The sequence below is a fragment of the Paenibacillus sp. GCM10027628 genome (assembly GCF_042676385.1).
Taxonomy (GTDB): Bacteria; Bacillota; Bacilli; order Paenibacillales; family NBRC-103111; genus Paenibacillus_E.
This window is the reverse complement of sequence record NZ_JBHTHA010000027.1, coordinates 51,900-71,620: the sequence shown is the minus strand read 5'-3', so window position 1 is coordinate 71,620 and position 19,721 is coordinate 51,900. Positions and strand designations below refer to the sequence as shown.

Here is a 19,721-nt window from a genome sequence, read left to right as displayed (position 1 = left end):
TTATCACCTACACTATGGAAATAAATCGGACTTTTATCCTATAAAGTTTCACTTTGCAATATCCGATAAAGAAGTAGAACTTCCAACATTTCCTTTATATAAGAATGTTTGTTCTGGTTTTTCTATTATACCCTTTTTACATCATTGATGCAAACTGGATTATTTTTCGACTTCCAATTTACGTCTTGATACCAACGGCTATCTCTTCATTACACCTTGTAGGAGTGGTACAATCATGGATTTGACAACGGTTCTCGGTTTAGTATTAGGTCTTGCGGGTTTAATCGGCGGTTACATGTGGGATGGCGGCCACATCGGCTCCTTGATCATACCAAGTGCCATGCTGATCGTGTTCGGAGGCACTTTCGGAGCTGTGGCAGTCAGCTTCCCCGGCTCCATTTTGACCAAGATTCCCAAAGCACTAAGTATAGCCTTCAAACAAGAAAAGCGTGATTCCGCTTCGACCATCAATGAAATTGTCGACATGGCTACAGTCGCGCGAAGAGAAGGCGTACTCGCTCTGGAGCAGCGCGCACAAGAGCATCCGAACCCCTTTCTGAAAGACGGCCTGCTAATGGTGGTTGACGGTACGGATCCGGAGCTGACAAGACAAATTCTCGAGCTGGAAATGGATGCAATCGAACACCAGGTGGACCATATGGCTAAAATATTCGAAGCCGGCGGCGGCTATGCCCCAACCATGGGAATCATCGGTACCGTAATGGGTCTGATTCACGTTCTTGGCAACCTGGAAAACCCGTCAACACTGGGTCCGGCGATTGCAGTCGCTTTTACGGCTACACTTTATGGGGTTATGAGCGCTAACCTGATCTACCTCCCTATCTCGAGTAAAATCAAGCTGCGCGGCAAAGAGATGATCTCCGAAATGGAGCTGATGCTAGAGGGAATCCTGGCGCTTCAAGCCGGTGAAAACCCACAGCTGATTAAGAAAAAACTGACCTCCTTCCTACATGATAAATCAACGAAGAATCAAGTAGAGGCAGGTGCTGATGATGGCGAGGAGAGGTAAGAAGCACGAAGAGCATGTAAACCATGAAAGATGGCTTATCACCTACGCCGATTTGATCACCTTGCTCCTGGTATTTTTCATTATCATGTATGCCATGAGTAAAGTCGATTCTCAAAAGTATGCCGTTCTCGCGCAGGTCTTAAACCTGCAATTCCAAAAAGCCGATTCGGTCCTTGATAAAGGCCACGGCATTAGCGGACAAATGACGCCGAAGCAAGGCGACGCAGACAGTAAAGATAAAGATTTCACACAGCATAATCAAGACGTGCAAAAGGAAGAGCACGATAAAAGCAAACCGGAAGACAACGACAAAGAAAAGCGCGAAAAAGAGCTCCAAGACCTTTTAAAACAAGTCCAAGCTTATATTACGGATCAAAATCTTCAGGCGCAGGTTTCGGCAAGCGATACGGATCGGGGCGTGGCGATAACCCTTAACGATCTGTTTTTATTCGATCTGGGTAAAGCAGACTTAAAACCGGCGTCCATCCCGATTCTGCAGAAACTTGCCTCATTGTTTCCAACCCTGAACACGAAAGTCAGCATAGAAGGTCATACGGACAATCTTCCACTGGCGACCGGGTCGCCCTACAAGGATAACTGGGGATTATCGTTTGCCCGTTCGTTATCCGTACTTCGTTACTTTAGCGATACGGCTGGACTTGATGACAATAAATTTATTGCTACAGCCTACGCGGATACGATGCCCAAAGTGAGCAATAACAGCGATGAAAATCGTGCGAAAAACAGACGTGTCGAAATTATCGTACTACGTAATGAATTGAACCCGACCTCAACAGCCAAATAAAGCGAAGACCCTGCCTCTCACGAAGAGAATCAGGGTCTTTTTCCTGTACATACTACAAAGATTTGGTCGAATCGTTAGATAGAAGCCCTGTAAGCTTACCTCTTAAAAAGGAGAACAAGTGCAGCGGCCGATGCTCCACATAATAAAGCGCTTGTTGGTCCGGCGCCAAAACGATGCCAAGCTGATGATGTTCACCGGAAAAAATGGCCCGCTGGAGAAAACGGACTTCACCTTGATGGTTCAGCACTTCCAGCTTACAAAAGGCGGCATTCAGCTGCATAGCGGCATGAAAATCCGTTTTATTTAAAACCTTATGCCCGTTCACCTTATGGACAAGCTCACCAGCTTGGATGCCCAGGTCATGCGCCGGACTTCCGGGCACAACGGCCAACACCATAAGTCCTTGCTGCGCGTGGACGAAAAACGGTCGTTCCTTGGCCTCCATCCAGCGATTATAACCGACTAACGCCTCATGCAATCCAATGCAGAGCACGGCTGCCACGATAATTAGCGGTGACCAGAAATGAGCAGCGACAGCAGCTCCGAAAAGGATCAAGCCATATAGATACAAAAGGCGGGAACTTAGACGCGTTTGCATCTGCGGCAGCTTGGAAATCGTTAGCTCGGTGAAGCCGATCATCGCCGGGAACGCAAGCAGCGTCCAGCCTGTTGCAAGGTTTGTGCCAAGCAGCGTCCCCCAAGGAAGTTCTTGCATGCTGCCTCCTGCAAGAGGCACTAAAAGAAACAGCGGAACCGGCCAGAAGCCTTGCATCTGGTAGCCACCGATGATTTTGCCGCGTTTTCCTTCGAGGAAGAGCGGGCTCGCCATCCTAGAGCCTTGGAATCCTACCAGCAAGCCTTCCATAATATGAAGAATCGCTACAACGACAAGCAGTGATGGAATATCCGCGTTTACCACGATATCCAGAATCGGGGCTTGCTCTTGCAAATTGGACATATTGGGCAACCATCCCGCAACAGCATGGGCAATCCCCAATATCCCAACAGCGTAAGCGAGGCATAAGAATCTCACTCGTATGATTAGTAACACTACTGTAATCGCCCATAGCAATATCACCGCTTCCGCTTGCACGGTCACGCCAACGAACAACATCGCCAAAGAGGCGGTCAACCCACCTATCCATCCCCATAGCACGGTACGGCAAGTCTCGTCCAGCAGCGAGTGCAGGCGAGTATGGAACAATTTGCGCTCCAGTTGCACCTGCTTGCGGTATTGCAGCACGATAAATAGGATGCCTATATAGTAAAAAGGATTTAAAAACAGCTGCAGTACGGCGTGTAGAAATCTGTCCAAAAATTGAACCACTAGATCCATACGATTCGGGGCTCCTTGGTGAAAAAGAAATAGGAAGGCCGCCTAAGCAACCTTCCTACACTATTTCGACCATAAGCGCTTATTTCCTGCCGCTGATGCTGAATTTCCAACATCTGATCAACTTTATTTCCCGATCTCTTTTTGCAATTCCTGCACCGCTGCTTTCAGCTGGGCGTCATTCTTCGGTTCGCGAATTTGCGTCAGGATCGCTTTTTCCAGCTTGGTTGCCGTTTCCGTATCCACTTCACCGGTCATCGGCAAATTATTTGCATGCTGGAACGCTTTTACAGCTGCTCCCGTTTTCTCATTGAAATAGCCGTCTGACCGGTCTGTAGAGAAACCAAGACCCGTAAGCATCAGCTGAAGGTTTTTCACGTCATCACTGTTGCTGTCCTGCTTCAGCACCGACTTCTTGGTGAGCGGAGCCGCTTTGAAATACGCCGGCTGATCAACCGGAATATCCGGTTGGATGCCTTTCTTATGAATCCAATTGCCGTTTGGCGTTAACCACTTGTAAACGGTCATCTTAATGTTGCTGCCATCGCCCATTTCCTTCTCAAAAGTCACCTGAACGGTGCCTTTTCCGTAGGACGTTTCGCCGATGATTTTGCTGCCGACCGCTTCTTGGAAAGCCCCGGCCAAAATCTCAGAAGCACTGGCGCTGCCTTTGTTCACAAGCACGGTAACCGGATAGTTCTTGCCTTTGCCTGTCGAAGGTGTCGGCTCCCGCTTCCCGTCTCGGTTCTCGACTTGCACGATCGGCTTACCGCTCTGCACGAATGGATTCACGATGTCCACCACCACGTTCAGCAGACCGCCCGGGTCATTGCGCACGTCGATGACAAGACCTTTCATCCCCTTCGCTTCAAGCTTTTTAAGCTCTTCGGCGAAGCGTGTAGCCGTATTCGCCGAGAACTGGCGAATCTCAATTTTGCCGATTTGATCCTGCATCATTTCGGCATAGACCGTTTCCACATCAATGTTATCCCTGACAACGATGACTTGTATCGGGTCGCCGACGCCTTGGCGGATTAATTCAAGCTTCGCCTGAGTCCCTTTTGGGCCGCGGATTTTCATAACCGCCTGATTGAGCGTAAGCCCGTCCAGCTTGTCGCCGTTGACCGAAATGATCACATCGTTGGCCTGAATGCCCGCCTTCTCAGCCGGGGATCCTTTGATCGGGGAGACGATGACGAACTTGCCTTCGTCGATCGATACTTCCGCGCCAATCCCTTGGAAAGATGACGAGATACTCTCGTCGAATTGCTTCGCTTCTTTCTGATCCATATACACAGTGAACGGATCCTCGAGAGATTCGAGCATACCGTTTATTGCGCCATTGACCAGCTTGTCATGATCCGTCTGATTCAAAAACTTGCTCTCGATCAGCTGGTATGTCGTCGAGATTTTGTTTAAATCCTTGCTCGACAGTCCCGAGGAAGTGGATGCAGCGGCTGCAGCGCTGCCTGCCGGCTTATCCTTCCATCCCCAAAATGTCGAAGAGTCAACAATCGTTAATGTCAATATGCTGCTTGCAAACATCGCTAATAAAACAAAAGCAAGCACGGTGCGTCCTTTAAACTGCACAGCGTGATTCACCACCTTTTCATCCATAAACCCATGAAATACCGAAAACAGGCTCGCTCTAATGACAGCAAGCCCGCTTTCCGTTCGAGTCTGCCTGTTTATTATATGACAAGCTATGCTCGTTTTATAACCAAGTTGTCCTATCTCAAGTAAGGTTTGGGATCGACAGGCTTCTCATTAAGTCTAACTTCAAAATGCAGATGGTAACCCGTCGCTTGACCCGTCATGCCAACACCCGCAATCGCTTGACCACGCTTCACCGTGTCGCCTACTTTAACATAGATGCCGTCATTCATGATATGCCCATATACGGTCCATAAACCGTTGCCATGATCAATGATGACACAGTTACCATAACCGTTCATCCAAGAAGCGTAGATGACTGACCCGTTCTCGGCCGCACGAATTTCCGTTCCTTTCGGCGCTCCCAAGTCAATCCCTTTATGGTTTTCAGGCTTGCCGGTGACCGGGTTAATCCGCATAACGAAATCGGATGTGATCGGTGCCTGAGCGGCGAGTGGGTAACCAAGCTTCCCGCCTGAATAAGTAAACGGTGACTTAGCTTTGCTAGCTGCCCGCTTCTTCGCTTGCAAGTCCGCCTCTTGTTTAGCCAATTGGGTAAGTTGATTCTCACTTTCCTCGGAAATATCCTCGAGCACTTTTTCCTGTTTGGACAGAGAGGCAATCTTTACTTCCTTCTCTTTCTCCTTGGCCTTCAAATCATTGCGAACGGCATCCGCTTCCGCGTAGAGCGCCTTTACTTGATCAAGCTGCTGCTCGGTCTCATGTTTCTTCTGCTCAACCGTATCCCTATCTTTCTTATTCGATTCCAGAATCTCTTTATCCTGATTCACAATCGATTTCAAAGCTTCCAAGCGGTTCAAGAAATCAGAAAAGCTGGTTGCGCTCATCAGCACATCCATATAAGAAACAAAACCGTTCATATACATGAGCCGAAGGCGGGACTTCAGCATTTGATCCCGACTCGCGACGCGAGCCTCGGCCTCGTCCAACTGCTTCCCGTTCTCTTCCAGCGTATCAGACACCTGATCGATCTGATTGTTCAGATCGGAGAGTTTTTTGCTCGCCTCATTGACCTGATTAACGATTGTTTTCATATCTTTGGTCGTTTGGTCTTTCTCGGTCTGTACTTTTGCTATTTGATTCTGGGTGTCGTTCGCTTTCTGCTGCATTTCCGCTTTCTTCTGTTTAAGCTGCGACAGCTGCTGATCGATTTTTTCCGTCGTTGTAGCGGCATAGCCCGCGTATGGAATTACCAGCGTACCGGCAATGCCGAGTGACAACAACAAGGGCAGAATCTTCTTCTTCAAGCACGTAGCCTCCCCATTCTTCCAAACCAAGCCTGGAAATCTTGTTCTAGTGATCTTTCTATCTCGTAAATACAATGAAAGTTTTAAAAGTCCGCTTTCAGAACCGAGAAGGTTGGACGAAAATCGGAGAAGGAGGAACGGAGCGTAGTGATTTGCTACGTGAGTACCGGACTTCCCGATTTTCGTTCAAGATTCGATGCCGAATAAACTTTCAAAATAGCTTCGTTATCAAAGTGGTCTTTTAAAACATCCTATCAAACTCTTAAAAATTTGCGGACGGAAATTAAGCTTCCCCAGATCCCAATCACCATGCCGATGCCTAACAAAAGCGCCGTCAGAGTGAAGCTGATGTTATGGAAGGGCGTCAATTTGATCATCATTAAACTTAAGTCCAGGGAACCAGTGTTCATAAGCTTCCAATAACCGCCCAAAATCAGACCTACCGGAATGACAGAACCTATGAAGCCCAGCAAAGCGCCCTCAATGAAGAATGGCCAGCGAATAAAAGAATTCGTCGCCCCAACGAGCTTCATAATGGCAATTTCTTTGCGTCGTGCAAGAATCGTGATTTTGATCGTATTCGCGATCAGGAATACCGCAGTAAACGATAATAAGATGACGATGCCAAAACCAATCCAACGTACGACTTCCGTCACTTTAAACAGCGCTTCTACCGTGCCTTTGCCATAGTTGACCTTGTAGATCGGTTTCGGATCTTTCCCGATATTCAGCGCGCTAATTTGATCCGCAACCGTTGCGACATTCCTGGGGTCGTCCACCTCAATGGTAAATGCATCGTTAAGCGGGTTATTATCCCCGTCAAAGCCTTCTAGCAGCGCCTTGCCGCTTTCCCCCATCTTTTGGCGCAAATAAACAAGTCCTTCTTCCTTAGAGACGAATTTAATCGTCTTTACTTCAGGAATACCCTTGATTTGGCTCTCCAGGGCGTCTATTTGCGATTGAGACGTGTTCACTTCAAGGTAAACGTTGATTTCCACCTGTTTCTCAATCTGGCTGGCAATATCGTTGACATTCAAAGTAATCAACACAAAAATACCAAGAATAAATAATGAAATCGAAATCGAACTGATCGACGCGAACGTCATCCAGCCGTTTCGAATGACATTTTTCGTACCTTCGCGCAAATGGCGAGAGAGCGTACTAATCTTCATAGCCGTATTCCCCCCGCGCTTCGTCACGCGCAATGAGGCCCTGCTCTATGGCAATAACCCTTTTGCGCATCGTGTTGACGATTTCTTTGTTGTGTGTAGCCATGACGATCGTCGTACCGCGGAAGTTAATTTCCTCCATCAGTTTCATAATGCCCCAGGACGTCTCCGGGTCGAGATTTCCTGTCGGTTCATCGGCGATTATGACGGATGGATTATTGATTATTGCCCGGGCAATAGCCACACGCTGCTGCTCGCCGCCCGATAGCTGTGAAGGCAATGAGTTCGCCTTATCCTTTAATTTGACAAGCTCCAAAACTTCCATCGTGCGCTTCTTAATTTGCTTCTTCGGAGCCTCGATAACTTCCATGGCAAATGCGATATTTTCAAACACATTAAGCTTTGGAAGTAATCGATAATCTTGGAAAATAACACCAATATTGCGGCGTACATAAGGAATCTTGCGCTGCTTTAGCTTTTCCAAATTAAAACCGTTAACAAAGATCTGTCCTTTAGTCGGCTTCTCTTCTCTATACATTAATTTCATAAAAGTAGATTTACCTGCGCCGGATGGCCCAACAACATAGACGAACTCGTTGCGGTCCACTTTTATATTAATCCCTCTCAATGCATGAGTGCCGTTGGAGTACGTCTTCCATACGTCCTGCATTTCGATCACAATATCACATCCTAATGAAATAGATAGCCTATATCCTTTCGACATAAAAGCCGAAAATCCTTTAGAAGGCCCAGAAAATTCGTGCCAATCACCCTCATTATATCATTTTTTGAGAGAATATGATTGTTCTGCGCCTAGCAATTATAAGCAAGACACCTTCGCACACAAAAAAACCGCCCATTCACTAGGACGGTTTTGATGAGTTACTGCTGTTTCGGTGCACTGACGCTCGCGCGAACGAGAAGCTCCGTCGGCAGCACGAGTTGTTTCGTAATCTGTCTCCCTTCCAGCATATCAATCAGCATCTGAGCGGCCTGATAGCCGATTTCATACGGATTTTGACTGATCGTCGTCAGCGTGGGAGAACAATAGGCCGAAATACTGATATTGTCGAATCCGGCTACCGAGACGTCGCCTGGAATATCGAGTCCGAGTCCGCGAAGCGCCTGCATGGTGCCGAGAGCCATCAAGTCGCTGGCGCAAAAAATAGCGGTGACGTCGGGACGCTGCGACATGAGACGATATGTTGCATCACGTGCACCTTCATCGGAGAACCCGCCATCCAGCACCAGCTCCTCTTCGTACGGGATACCCGCCTGCTGCAAGGCCTGCTTGTATCCTTCCAGCCGTTTGATGCTGACATCCGCTTGCGCATGGCCGTTTACAAGCCCCACCTTGCGGTGTCCCTGATCGATCAGGTATCGCGTCATCCGGTATGCGCCCTGAACATTATCTGTCGTCACATATCCGACATTATTATTCTTTAGCGGGATGTCAATGAGAACGCACGGCAGCTTTGAGCCGACAATCTCTTTCAAATAAGGGTCGTCGAGCCGAATACCCATAATGATGACGCCATCGACTCCGCGCTCCTGACAGAGTGCTTTGTAAGATTTGGCAGCCTGCTTCTGTGGTGTCGTACTGAACAGGATCAGATCGTAATTTAATTCGCCTGCACGATCGTTCATCCCACACAGGATTTCAAAGGCGATGCTATCCTTGGAACTGTTGCGGGTAATCCCGGACAGCAGCAATCCAAGCGTCTGCGTTTTCTTGGAAATAAGGCTGCGGGCAGCCATGTTCGGGCTATATCCTAGCTCATCGGCGATGAGCTGAATTTTTTTGCGGGTATCCTCGCTGACATCGTCGTATCCGTTCAATGCGCGCGATACGGTGGTGACGGACACGCCGGCTTCTCTAGCAATATCTTTAATAGTAATCATACTTGCGCGCTCACCTTTTCCGAAACGTTTTGGTAATAAATAATTGTCTTTTTATATAATTTCTATATTAATATAATCCCTTAATAGTTTCAATCTTAATTATTACGATAATGTAAACGCTTAAAAAATATGCTTAGGGGGATTGTAAATGATTTCATGGTTATGTATAATCAAAAATAAAGAAGACCAAAACGTTTCGGTTTTGTTTGATAGCTCGTAAAGTGAGTTGAGTTACACAGGAATAAAGAAATGAGGCGGACCTGTCCCCTTTAGATTCTTTTTCCTTTTTTAAAAAGCTTATCCGAAACGTTTCGGTAATTGAAAACTGTGTTAATCACACCAAGAAAAATCAGAGAAAAGGGGTGAACCGAATGGATTACCGCGTCATTAAGGAGAACGATCTCTTTCTGATGACCGATAAAACCGGTGATATTCCCGCAGGTAATGAAGCAGGGCACGGTCTGTATACGAAGGATACCCGCTTTTTAAGCGGCTTCGAAATCCGGATCAATGATAAAAAGCCCATTCTGCTCAGCTCCTCCGCGGGAACGAATTATATCGCTACCATTCGCATGACGAATCCTCATATGGAATCGGATGGGAACTTGATTCTCTGGAGAGAATCTGTTGAACTGGAAAGACAGCGCTTCATTTACGAAGGGGCTTTGTACGAAACCATTACTTTCACGAACTTTTATCCGAAGCCGGTGGCCTTCGATTTTACTTCCCGCTTCGAGAGCGATTTCGCCGACATGTTCGTTGTTCGCGGCTTTCAGAACGGCACCTTCGGGGAAGCGCTGCCAGACGTTTATGAACAAGGAAAGCTAACCAAAAGCTACAAAGGCACAGATGGCATAGTACGCCAAACGCAAATCAACTGGGACCGAGCCGAAACGGCGGTCCGTAATGACGGCACCGTCGCGTTCCGATTCGAGTTAGCGCCCAAGGAGCGCCAAGCGGTGACCTTTTTCATTGCTCCTTTCATCGATGGCAAAGGACCTAAGCAGGTGCCGGCACAGCAGGCAATCGAACAACTGAAAGCCTCCTATCAGACCTGGAATGAGAACACGACCTCTGTCGAAAGCGATTTGCCGCTGTTCGATCAGCTGTACAACCGCGGACTTCAAGACCTGCGAGTCCTCCTCACCGATCTCGGCCACGGCCAGTTCCCGGTCGCCGGACTCCCGTGGTATTCGGTTCCTTTTGGTCGCGACAGCTTGATCGCTGCGCTACAAATGCTTACAGCCGAGCCGAATATCGCCAAGGGGACGCTTCTAACTATGGCTGCCTATCAAGGCACCAAGGAAGACGTTTGGCGCGACGAAGAACCGGGCAAAATCATGCACGAGATTCGCTACGGCGAACTGGCATTGACGAACCAAATCCCGTTCACTCCGTATTACGGAACCATCGATGCAACGCCGCTTTTTCTTCTTCTTGCTGCGGAGTACGTGCAATGGACCGGAGATACGGCGCTGATCGAGCACCTGATGCCGGGCATCGAGCGTGCGTTAAGCTGGATCGATACCTACGGAGATGCGGATGGCGACCGATTCGTCGAATACTATCAAAAATCATCCAAAGGCATCGCCAACCAAGGCTGGAAAGATTCCGGCGACTCCGTCGTACATAGGAACGGCGATTACGCGAAAGCCCCCATCGCACTCGCTGAAGTGCAGGGTTACGTCTATCAAGCGAAAACGAAGCTCGCTCCCATACTTCGCAAGCTGGGTAAAGATCAGCTGGCCGACGAACTGACACGTTCAGCGGAAGAGCTTCGCGAGCGTTTCGAAGCCAGCTTCTGGATGGAAGATGAAGACTTCTACGCGATCGCACTCGACGCCGACAAGAAGCAGGTGCAGTCCGTTACAACCAATCCGGGCCACGTTTTAATGTCGGGAATGCTGAAGCCGGAACGTGCGCAATCAGTGGTTCGCAGACTGGTAGCCGCCGACATGTTCAGCGGTTATGGCATTCGTACGATGAGTACCGAATCCTCCGGTTACAACCCGATGAGCTATCATGACGGAAGCATTTGGCCGCATGACAATTCACTCGTGATGCTGGGCATGAGTCGCTGTGGCTATAAAGCGGAGACACTTCAAGTTATCGAAGGGTTGATGAAAGCATCGGAAAGCTTCGAGTACCATAGGCTGCCCGAACTATACTGCGGATACGACGAATCCGTCGGCGAGCCTGTCCCGTATCCGGTCGCGTGCTCGCCGCAAGCTTGGGCCGCAGGCACTCCGCTTGTATTCCTGCAAGCGATTCTCGGTATCGAGCCCGACACGCTTGGCGGGACGATCCGCCTGGATCCTGTGCTGCCAGCAGGCATGACGCAGCTTACGGTACGCAACATGACGGTCGCCCAGGGCAAATTGAGCCTACACGTTCAACTTGATCCGCGGACGAAGACAACGACGATTATCGTGCTGAATAACACATCAGGGCTTCAAGTGATTCATCCATCATAAAAGCATTGAAAAGGAAGCTTATAAAAGGGAGGCATTATCTCATGAAAAAATGGTTTACTGGCATTTCCCTCGCTACTGTATCTTCGATGATCGTTATTTCAGGCTGCGGCAGCCAAACGAACACTGCAACACCGGCACCTTCCGCTCCTGCAACTACAGCTGCAGCGACTCAGGCACCTAAATCCGCGGATCCGGTGACAATTACCTTGAATGGCTGGGGCTCGAGCCCTGAAGAAACAGCGCTTTTCCAACAAGTGCTTAAAGATTTTCAAACCAAACATCCGAACATTACCGTCAAATTTGACGTAATCGCCGATCAATACATGGATGTTATCAAGACTCGTCTGGTGGGTGGCGAAGGCGCCGACGTCTTCTTTCTTGACGCATTCGAAGCGCCAGGCCTAATCGCCAAAAACGTCCTTGAGCCGCTCGACGGCTACGTAAAGCCTGAGTTCGATACAGCGGACTTCGAGACGCCTCTCCTTAACGCATTTAAAGGCAAAGACGGCAAAAGTTACGGTTTCCCGAAAGACACTTCCACGTTGGCGCTCTTCTATAACAAGAAAGATTTCGCTGATGCCGGTATTACCAAAGTTCCTGCGACTTGGGAGGAGCTTCAAGATGCTGCCAAGAAACTGACCAAAGCCGACGGCGGCAAAGTAAGCCGCTACGGATTCGGCGCTGCGCCTGAGCTGGCTCGCCAAATGTTCATGATCCAAGCGGCTGGCGGCAAAGTGTCTGACGATAACGGCAATGCGGCTTTCTCTTCTCCTGAAGCGCTTAAAGGCTTACAGCCTGTTGTCGATATGCACTTGAAAGACAAATCCGCAGGTGAACCTAAAGATCTCGGCGCAGGTTGGGGCGGCGAAATGTTCGGCCAACACAAAGCTTCTATGGTGATCGAAGGTAACTGGGCGATTCCGTACTTGCAAAACACGTTCAAAGATCTCGACTTCGCCACAGCCGAAGTGCCAACCGTACATGGCAAAAAAGCAACCATGGCTTACACGGTTGCCTACGTCATGAATAAAAACTCCAAGCATAAACAAGAAGCATGGGAACTCATCTCATACCTAACGGGCAAAGAAGGCATGAAAACATGGACCAGCAAAGGCTCTGCGCTTCCATCGCGCAAATCCGTAGCTAAAGAGCTCGGTTTTGATAAAGATCCGCTGCGCGCTGCACTCGTAGCCGGTAACTCCTACTCGATCCCATGGCAAGCGAAGGAAACACTGCCTACGATCATGAACAACTTCAATAACCAGTTCATTTCCGCATACCAAGGAAAAGTAACCTTAGAAGAAGCTTTGAAAAAAGCACAGGAAACGGCTAACAAGGAAATTGCCGCCGGCAAATAAACCGAATCGTTGTTTCAACAACCGTAAAAGAGGAGAAACTTCCTCTTTTACGGCATTTTACAGGAAAGGGGGAGCATGAATGAAACGACGCTGGAACCGCCGCAAATGGCGGGACGTCCTTTCGGGATATTTGTTCGTATCGCCGTCGTTGCTCGTGCTGGGCGCCTTCTTTTTGCTGCCGATTCTGTATGCGGTTTTTCTTTCGCTTCATAAGGTTGAGCTGCTGGGCGGCGTGAGCTATAAATTTATCGGGCTTCGCAACTTCACACGCATGGTCGATGACGACCGGGCCTGGATCGGGCTACGTAACACTGTTGAATATGCGATATACGTCGTACCGTTGCAAACGATCGTAGCCTTGGTACTGGCTTCGGTATTGAATTCCAAAATCAAATTCCGCAATTTCTTTAGAGTCGTTTATTTTATGCCGACCGTTACTTCATCCGCTGTTTTAACACTTATTTTCATGTGGCTTTATAAATCCGATGGTTTGTTGAACGATGTACTCAATCTGCTCGGCATGAGCAGCTATAACTGGCTGGGAGACCCCAGTGTCGCCCTCAAAGGCATTATGATTATGAATATATTTTCCACAGCGCCGCAGTTTATGGTCATTTATTTGGCAGCGCTGCAGGATATTCCGGATACGTTATATGAGGCTGCTGAACTTGACGGCGCTGGAACATGGCGGAGATTCATTTCGATTACCATACCGCTGCTCAAACCTGTCACTTTCTTCGTAGTGACTATGGGATTGATTGGCACATTCCAATTGTTCGATCAAGCCTACATTTTATCCAACGGCTCAGGGGGACCTGATAACTCGACATTGACCCTCGTGCTGCTCATTTACCAATATGCATTCAAAAACCTCGATATGGGCTACGCATCGGCTCTCGCCTTCATGCTGGCCTGTGCTATCATGATCGTCACCGTCATTCAACGCAAACTGTTCGGCGAAGAAAAATTGAACTAAGAAAGGAGAGTACCCCGATGGCAACATCCAGAACCCGTTCGATCGCGCGTGTTTTGACATACATTTTGCTGCTATTTTATGCCGTCATTACGGTTGTCCCGTTCCTGTGGGCGCTCTCCGCTTCGTTCAAGACGCTTGCGGAAATTTCCACGACCGGTTTATCTTTTATTCCAAAACAATTTACACTCGATAATTATAAATACATTTTCTTGAGCGAACAAATGTTTCCCCGCTGGTTTTTGAACAGTGTCATGGTCGGCATCGCCGTCACCCTGCTGAACCTGCTGCTGAATTCGATGGCCGGATACGCCTTGGCGAGATTTGATTTCCCCGGCAACAAGCTGATTTTCTTCTTCATCCTGAGTATTCTGATGGTACCGGATAAAGTCACGCTGATTCCCCAGTACTTGATCATTAAAGATATCGGGTGGCTGAATAGCTTTAGCGCGCTGATTATCCCTACCGCCGTTCAAGCTACTTATATTTTCATGATGCGGCAGTTTTTTATCAGTTTCCCCAAGGAACTGGAAGAGGCCGCTGAAATGGATGGTATGACTCGGTTGGGCATGTTCTTTCGAGTCGCACTCCCGCTCGCCGGACCGCCGCTGGCAGCTATGGCGATTTTCACCTTCATGGGCTCGTGGAATGAATTCTTGAAGCCCTTGCTCTTTATGTCAGAGCGCTCGATGTTCACACTTCCTCTGGGCATGAATACGTTCAAGGGCCAGTATATCTCGTACTGGAACTATATCATGGCGGCGTCGATGGTCTTCACCCTGCCTGCTTTGCTTGTATATGTGTTCGGCAATAAATTTTTTATCAAAGGCATTACTTTTACGGGAACCAAATAATCTTATGCTGCAAGCTGGCGCCGGATCTCTAACGGCTTCAGCTTGTTTTGTTTTTCAGGTACCTTCCGGAACCGGTTCCGGGAAAGCCATCGAAGGTGCCAAATCAACGCTTGGTACTAAAACCTGATTCATTGCGATACACATAATAGTACAGGCATTTATTTGCCTCAGCTATTTCGTAGCGCAAAGGAGCCGCTGTATATGCCAATCAACTCCCCACAACTATCGCCGACTCATAAATACATTCTGATCTTATCGTTTATCGTTGTAGTCACGGGCGCATGCGGAGGTGCTCTCTATTCTTATGGAACTAGCCAGAAACTGCCCGCCCAATTTCAGGTTGCCGGTTGGAAGGCCGGCGGGCTTTCCTATACGCAATTTGAACAGCAGCTTACCCGCCAGTTAAAGCTTTATGAAAACCTCGAAGTGCGACTTGAATCCTCTGATCCGGAAGTAGCCGGGAAAATTCTTTCTTTGGCGGACCTCGGGGTCGTCTTTCATAGAGAGCAGCTCGATCAAGCCGTTCAGAGCCTATTCCACGGCTCCATCCAAGACCGCATCGCCGCTCGATGGGCATCGCGCCACGCGGAGCTGCCTCTGCTCATTTCCATTGACCCGGACAAGCTGAACGCAGCCGTTAAGCAGAACTGGAAAGAGTTGTACGACCGTCAACCGGTAGCTGCGCGTCGGGTTGTGAACCCGGATGATTCGATCCGGTTCGCTCCCGAACGTGCTGTTCCCCGGCTGGATACGATCACGCTGCGGAAGGAACTTGAAGCCAGAATCCCACCCGTTACTGGTGTATTAAGCAAACCTACGCCACTAAAAATATCTATCCCTATATACATGCAGCAACCCTCGGTTACGGTTGATTCCCTTAAAAAACAAGGTATCGAACGCAAAATAGCTGATTTCACAACGACATTCCCCCTTTCAGGAACAGGCCGCATTCATAACATCCGTTCGACGGCTACTTCGATTCAAGACATGATGCTGGCACCAGGTGAAACGTTTGATTACAGCAAAATTATCGAAAAAACCGAAGCACAATTCGGCTACCAGGAAGCGCCGGTCATTTTCAATGGCAAGCTCGTCCCCGGTATCGGCGGCGGCATTTGCCAAGTTTCATCCACCTTGTATAACGCTGTGCTGCGGAGCGGTCTTGAAATCGTCGAGCGGCGTAACCACTCCTTGCCTGTCAGCTATGTCCCATTAGGGCAGGACGCAACCTTTGCCAGCGGCTATATCAACTTCAAATTCCGCAACAACACCGGTGCCTATTTACTCATTCGCGCAGTCACGACAGATCGGGACGTGACGGTGAAGCTATTCGGCCGTTTGCCGGCCACGGACACTTACGACATCGAATCCAAAATCGTTGAGACGATCCAACCTACGATCAAATATTTGCACAACCCTGCTTTACCTCCAGGTTCCACCAAACCCATTGCCCAAGGCAAAGAAGGATATGTCGTAGAGACTTATCGCTATAAAAAGGTAAGCGGAACCGTGGTCAGCAAAGAACGGATTTCCAAAGATCGCTACGCCGCCGTACCCACACTCGTAGCCTCCAACCGCAGCGACATCAAGCCGGAAGATGGCAATCAGAGCGAAAACGGCAGCCCGATTCTCGAAGACGGGGTAAAGGGACCGAGTTTTCGGTAGATATTTAATGACAGGTCATATGACTCTAGATACTAGGTCATTATGACTTTTTTCTTTTATTCTTAGTACATGAGAGAAATGGACGAAGGAGGCAGGAAGATGAGTAAATCGGACTACTTTAAAGAACTTAACTACCGGCTGCGCGGACTTCCTGAGAAGGAACGCCAAAATATATTGTCTGTCTATGAAGAATTATTTCAAAAAGCACTCGAAAACGGAAAAAACGAGGAAGATGTGGCCGAATCGCTCGGCTATCCGCGGGTTCCTAACTGGGACGCTCCCAAGGAGACGGCTCAAACGAATCCTCAACCCGTAAAACGACCTCCTGCGGATGAGGAGAAGCCCCCTTTTCGAAGACCTGAACCCGCACCACCCGTCTATGAACCGGAGCGGCACGCGCCTTTTACTCATGCTTATAACCCTCCATATCCGCCGCCATACCCAACGAAACCGGAGTCGGGCATTAAGGCAATTATCGTCAGTATTGCGCTAGGTTTTTTCAACCTCATCTTTGTCATGGGACCTTGGTTTGCCATTCTCGGTACGCTTGTCGCATTCTTCGTCTCCGGGATTGCCTTGATCATCGCACCTGTGATTGGTGTCATCGGCAGTTTCATGGATAGTGCAGGCAACGATGTCCGATTGATCTTCTTTGCGATGTTAGCTTGCTTTGGTCTCGGTATCATTTTCACGACACTCAGCTCATGGTTGTTCAAATGGTTCTTCAAGCTGAGCTGGAGTTACATTCAATTCAACGCCAAACTGATTAAGGGGGCCTAAGCCATGAAACATGGAGTCAAATTTTTCTTGCTTGTCGGCTTTGCCTGTCTGGCCATCGGCCTTATCGGCGGTGCGATCTCGTTTAAAGATACCGATTTTACCGCTAACTCGACCACTATCGATATCGAAAAGAAAATTTCTGCAGCGAATATCGACACGCTTACAATCAAAAACGATATTACCGGCGTGACTTTTATACCCGGCAATACCGATGAAATCAAGGTTCATCTCGTAGGAACCATTACCAAAAGCCGTGCCAAAAATTGCACGATCGATGCCGTAACGGAAGGTTCTAACGCATGGAAAGTTAACGTTTGCCCAGATAGAAAAATCCTGCTTCTTAATTTCAACCTCGACGAATTGAAAAACTTGATCGCCAATTTCAACGATCAACTGAGAACCGAGGTTACGCTTCCTAACAAACTGTATAAAGCCATTACCGTTTCTTCGGATACGGGATCTCTGAATCTTAAGGAATTGAAAGCGGAAACGTTAACGGCCGATACAAATACCGGCACGATCACACTTGATCGTTTCGAAGGCAAGCAGTTGGACCTTAGAAGCGATACAGGTTCCATAAGGGTAAATGACGGGCAAGGAAATGTACGAATCAGCACGAATACCGGCACAATTAACAGTAAACTTCATGATATCGGCGATTCCGTAATGTTAGATGCAGACACAGGGAGCATTAAACTTCAACTATCACCAGCTCCTACTTCTGCCAGTTTTGATTTGAGCACAGATACCGGAAGAGCAACATTGGATATTCCAGGCGTTTCTGTCAAAGAATCCGACCACCGCTCGGTTAAGGGTACGATTGGGGATGGAAGCAAAAAGATTAAAGTAAAAACCGATACGGGTTCGGTTACCGTTACGGATAAATAGATGTGAAAAAGCAAAACCTCCAGTTCCGCATAATGCACGGGACTGGAGGTTTTTTGAATGGTGAACTAGCTTTATTTGCTTTTTTCCAAATAAGTTTGGAACCATTCGTTCGATGCTTGAAGCACTTGCTCCGCGCGTCCGATCGCGTCAGCTACTTGATTACTGGCCGTTCCACCGTACACGTTTCGAGCGTTAACGACTTGCTCCGGCTGAAGAACCTGATAAATATCGGATTCGAAAAGACTGGAGAACGTTTTGAACTCTTCGATCGTCATATCAAGCAAGTATTTTTTATTTTGAATGCAGTACAGCACAGTTTTACCAATCACTTCATGTGCCTGGCGGAAAGGAAGCCCTTTGTTTACCAGGTAATCCGCGATATCCGTAGCGTTGGAGAAGTCTTGGTTTACTGCTTGTCTCATCCGATCCGTGTTCACTTTCATCGTGGACACCATCGGCGCGAACAATTGAAGCGCGCCCTGCAGGGTACGGACCGTATCGAACATGCCTTCTTTATCTTCCTGCATGTCCTTGTTGTAAGCCAGCGGCAGAGACTTGAGCACGGTCATCAGACCGAACAAGTTGCCGTAGACGCGGCCGGTTTTGCCGCGGACGAGCTCGGCGACGTCCGGGTTCTTCTTCTGCGGCATGATCGAGCTGCCGGTGCAGAACGCATCATCGAGCTCGATGAACGCGTACTCGGTGCTGGACCAGAGCACCATTTCCTCGCAGAAGCGAGAAAGGTGCATCATGATCATCGACGCGTTCGAGAGGAACTCCAGAATGAAGTCGCGGTCGCTGACCGCGTCCAGGGAGTTCTCGTACACGCGGTCGAAGCCGAGCTGCGACGCCACGAAATGGCGGTCGATCGGGAACGTCGTGCCGGCGAGAGCGCCAGCGCCAAGCGGTAAAATGTTCACGCGCTTGTAGCTGTCCTGCAAACGCTCCAGATCGCGCTGAAACATGCTGACATAAGCCATCATGTGATGAGCGAACAGAATCGGCTGCGCCCGCTGCAGATGCGTGTAGCCCGGAACAATCGTATCGAGATTGTTCTTGGCTTGCTCGATCAAGGCTTCCTGCAGCTTGATCAGGAGGCCGACGAATTCGACCACCCGCTTGCGCAGGTACAGGTGCATATCCGTCGCCACTTGGTCGTTGCGGCTGCGGCCGGTGTGCAGCTTGCCGCCGACCGGACCGATCAGATCGATCAGCGTTTTTTCGATATTCATATGAATATCTTCGTTCTGAATCGTATACTCCAGCTCGCCGCGGCGAATCATGCGCTGCACTTCGTGCAGACCGTCTTTGATCTTTTCCACGTCTTCCGCAGGGAGAATACCGCACTTGCCAAGCATCGTCACATGCGCCAAGCTGCCTTGAATGTCCTCTTCGGCGAGCTCTTTATCAAACAGAATCGATGCCGTATATTCTTCGACCAGCTGGTCGGTTTGCTTCGTAAAACGTCCACCCCAAAGCTTAGACACTTGTAAATTCCCCTCTCGTATTTTCCACATCAGAAAGTTTAAGTTCATTATAACGCTAAAGCGAAGTGAAGACTTTCTGATT

The 19,721-nt window shown here is 48.7% G+C and carries 16 protein-coding genes; 9 read left to right on the top strand and 7 right to left on the bottom strand.

Translation table 11 applies throughout. From position 1 onward, the window contains the following. The first annotated feature begins 235 nt into the window (after positions 1 to 235). Together ACFQZT_RS19655 and ACFQZT_RS19650 are read left to right on the top strand one after the other, a co-directional pair. The gene (locus ACFQZT_RS19655) at positions 236 to 1,030 is read left to right on the top strand and encodes a flagellar motor protein (RefSeq protein ID WP_379302541.1); all 795 of its coding nucleotides are present in this window, start codon (positions 236 to 238) and stop codon (positions 1,028 to 1,030) included. Then, positions 1,011 to 1,835 carry a flagellar motor protein MotB gene (locus ACFQZT_RS19650; protein WP_379302540.1) on the top strand — a complete coding sequence of 275 codons (825 nt, stop codon included), beginning with the start codon at positions 1,011 to 1,013 and terminating at the stop codon, positions 1,833 to 1,835. The genes ACFQZT_RS19655 and ACFQZT_RS19650 overlap by 20 nt, the downstream gene beginning before the upstream one ends. A 52-nt stretch (positions 1,836 to 1,887) precedes the next feature. On the opposite strand, the gene ACFQZT_RS19645 is transcribed toward ACFQZT_RS19650, so the two are convergent. The 6 genes from ACFQZT_RS19645 to ACFQZT_RS19620 form a co-directional block, all read right to left on the bottom strand. After that, complete coding sequence (locus ACFQZT_RS19645) at positions 1,888 to 3,171, bottom strand: PDZ domain-containing protein (RefSeq protein WP_379302539.1); 1,284 nt, start codon at positions 3,169 to 3,171, stop codon at positions 1,888 to 1,890. A 123-nt stretch (positions 3,172 to 3,294) separates the two neighbouring features. After that, on the bottom strand, positions 3,295 to 4,758 hold the full coding sequence (locus ACFQZT_RS19640; RefSeq protein ID WP_379302567.1) for a S41 family peptidase: 1,464 nt from the start codon (positions 4,756 to 4,758) through the stop codon (positions 3,295 to 3,297). Between the two features lie 140 nt (positions 4,759 to 4,898). Then, complete coding sequence (locus ACFQZT_RS19635; protein WP_379302538.1) at positions 4,899 to 6,089, bottom strand: murein hydrolase activator EnvC family protein; 1,191 nt, start codon at positions 6,087 to 6,089, stop codon at positions 4,899 to 4,901. A gap of 254 nt (positions 6,090 to 6,343) precedes the next feature. After that, on the bottom strand, positions 6,344 to 7,261 hold the full coding sequence (gene ftsX, locus ACFQZT_RS19630; RefSeq protein ID WP_379302537.1) for a permease-like cell division protein FtsX: 918 nt from the start codon (positions 7,259 to 7,261) through the stop codon (positions 6,344 to 6,346). Further along, positions 7,251 to 7,937: a cell division ATP-binding protein FtsE gene (gene ftsE, locus ACFQZT_RS19625; protein ID WP_379302536.1), complete on the bottom strand. Its 687-nt coding sequence runs from the start codon at positions 7,935 to 7,937 to the stop codon at positions 7,251 to 7,253. Before ftsE ends, ftsX begins: the two co-directional genes overlap by 11 nt. Before the next feature lie 203 nt (positions 7,938 to 8,140). Next, entirely contained in the window at positions 8,141 to 9,160 is a 1,020-nt protein-coding gene (locus ACFQZT_RS19620; RefSeq protein ID WP_379302535.1) for a LacI family DNA-binding transcriptional regulator, read from the bottom strand. Positions 9,161 to 9,531: 371 nt separating this feature from the next. Here ACFQZT_RS19620 and ACFQZT_RS19615 point away from each other — a divergent pair, with 371 nt between their 5' ends. The 7 genes from ACFQZT_RS19615 to ACFQZT_RS19585 all read left to right on the top strand — a co-directional run bounded on the left by ACFQZT_RS19615 (position 9,532) and on the right by ACFQZT_RS19585 (position 18,152). Further along, positions 9,532 to 11,634, top strand: coding sequence for an amylo-alpha-1,6-glucosidase (locus ACFQZT_RS19615; protein WP_379302534.1), 2,103 nt, complete (start codon positions 9,532 to 9,534; stop codon positions 11,632 to 11,634). Between the two features lie 41 nt (positions 11,635 to 11,675). Then, positions 11,676 to 12,992 (top strand): ABC transporter substrate-binding protein, encoded by a 1,317-nt coding sequence (locus tag ACFQZT_RS19610; protein ID WP_379302533.1) that lies wholly within the window; start codon positions 11,676 to 11,678, stop codon positions 12,990 to 12,992. A gap of 79 nt (positions 12,993 to 13,071) precedes the next feature. After that, positions 13,072 to 13,968, top strand: coding sequence for a carbohydrate ABC transporter permease (locus ACFQZT_RS19605; protein WP_379302532.1), 897 nt, complete (start codon positions 13,072 to 13,074; stop codon positions 13,966 to 13,968). A gap of 17 nt (positions 13,969 to 13,985) precedes the next feature. Beyond that, a complete protein-coding gene (locus ACFQZT_RS19600) occupies positions 13,986 to 14,819 on the top strand; it encodes a carbohydrate ABC transporter permease (RefSeq protein WP_379302531.1) in 834 nt (277 codons plus the stop codon). Between the two features lie 201 nt (positions 14,820 to 15,020). Continuing rightward, positions 15,021 to 16,484, top strand: a complete 1,464-nt coding sequence (locus ACFQZT_RS19595) for a VanW family protein (RefSeq protein WP_379302530.1) — start codon at positions 15,021 to 15,023, stop codon at positions 16,482 to 16,484. A gap of 99 nt (positions 16,485 to 16,583) precedes the next feature. Further along, positions 16,584 to 17,264 carry an HAAS signaling domain-containing protein gene (locus ACFQZT_RS19590; protein WP_379302529.1) on the top strand — a complete coding sequence of 227 codons (681 nt, stop codon included), beginning with the start codon at positions 16,584 to 16,586 and terminating at the stop codon, positions 17,262 to 17,264. 3 nt (positions 17,265 to 17,267) lie between these two features. Next, positions 17,268 to 18,152 carry a DUF4097 family beta strand repeat-containing protein gene (locus tag ACFQZT_RS19585; RefSeq protein ID WP_379302528.1) on the top strand — a complete coding sequence of 295 codons (885 nt, stop codon included), beginning with the start codon at positions 17,268 to 17,270 and terminating at the stop codon, positions 18,150 to 18,152. 71 nt (positions 18,153 to 18,223) lie between these two features. Here ACFQZT_RS19585 and argH read toward each other — a convergent pair whose 3' ends face one another. Continuing rightward, on the bottom strand, positions 18,224 to 19,639 hold the full coding sequence (argH, locus tag ACFQZT_RS19580) for an argininosuccinate lyase (RefSeq protein ID WP_379302527.1): 1,416 nt from the start codon (positions 19,637 to 19,639) through the stop codon (positions 18,224 to 18,226). Between the last annotated feature and the right edge of the window lie 82 nt (positions 19,640 to 19,721).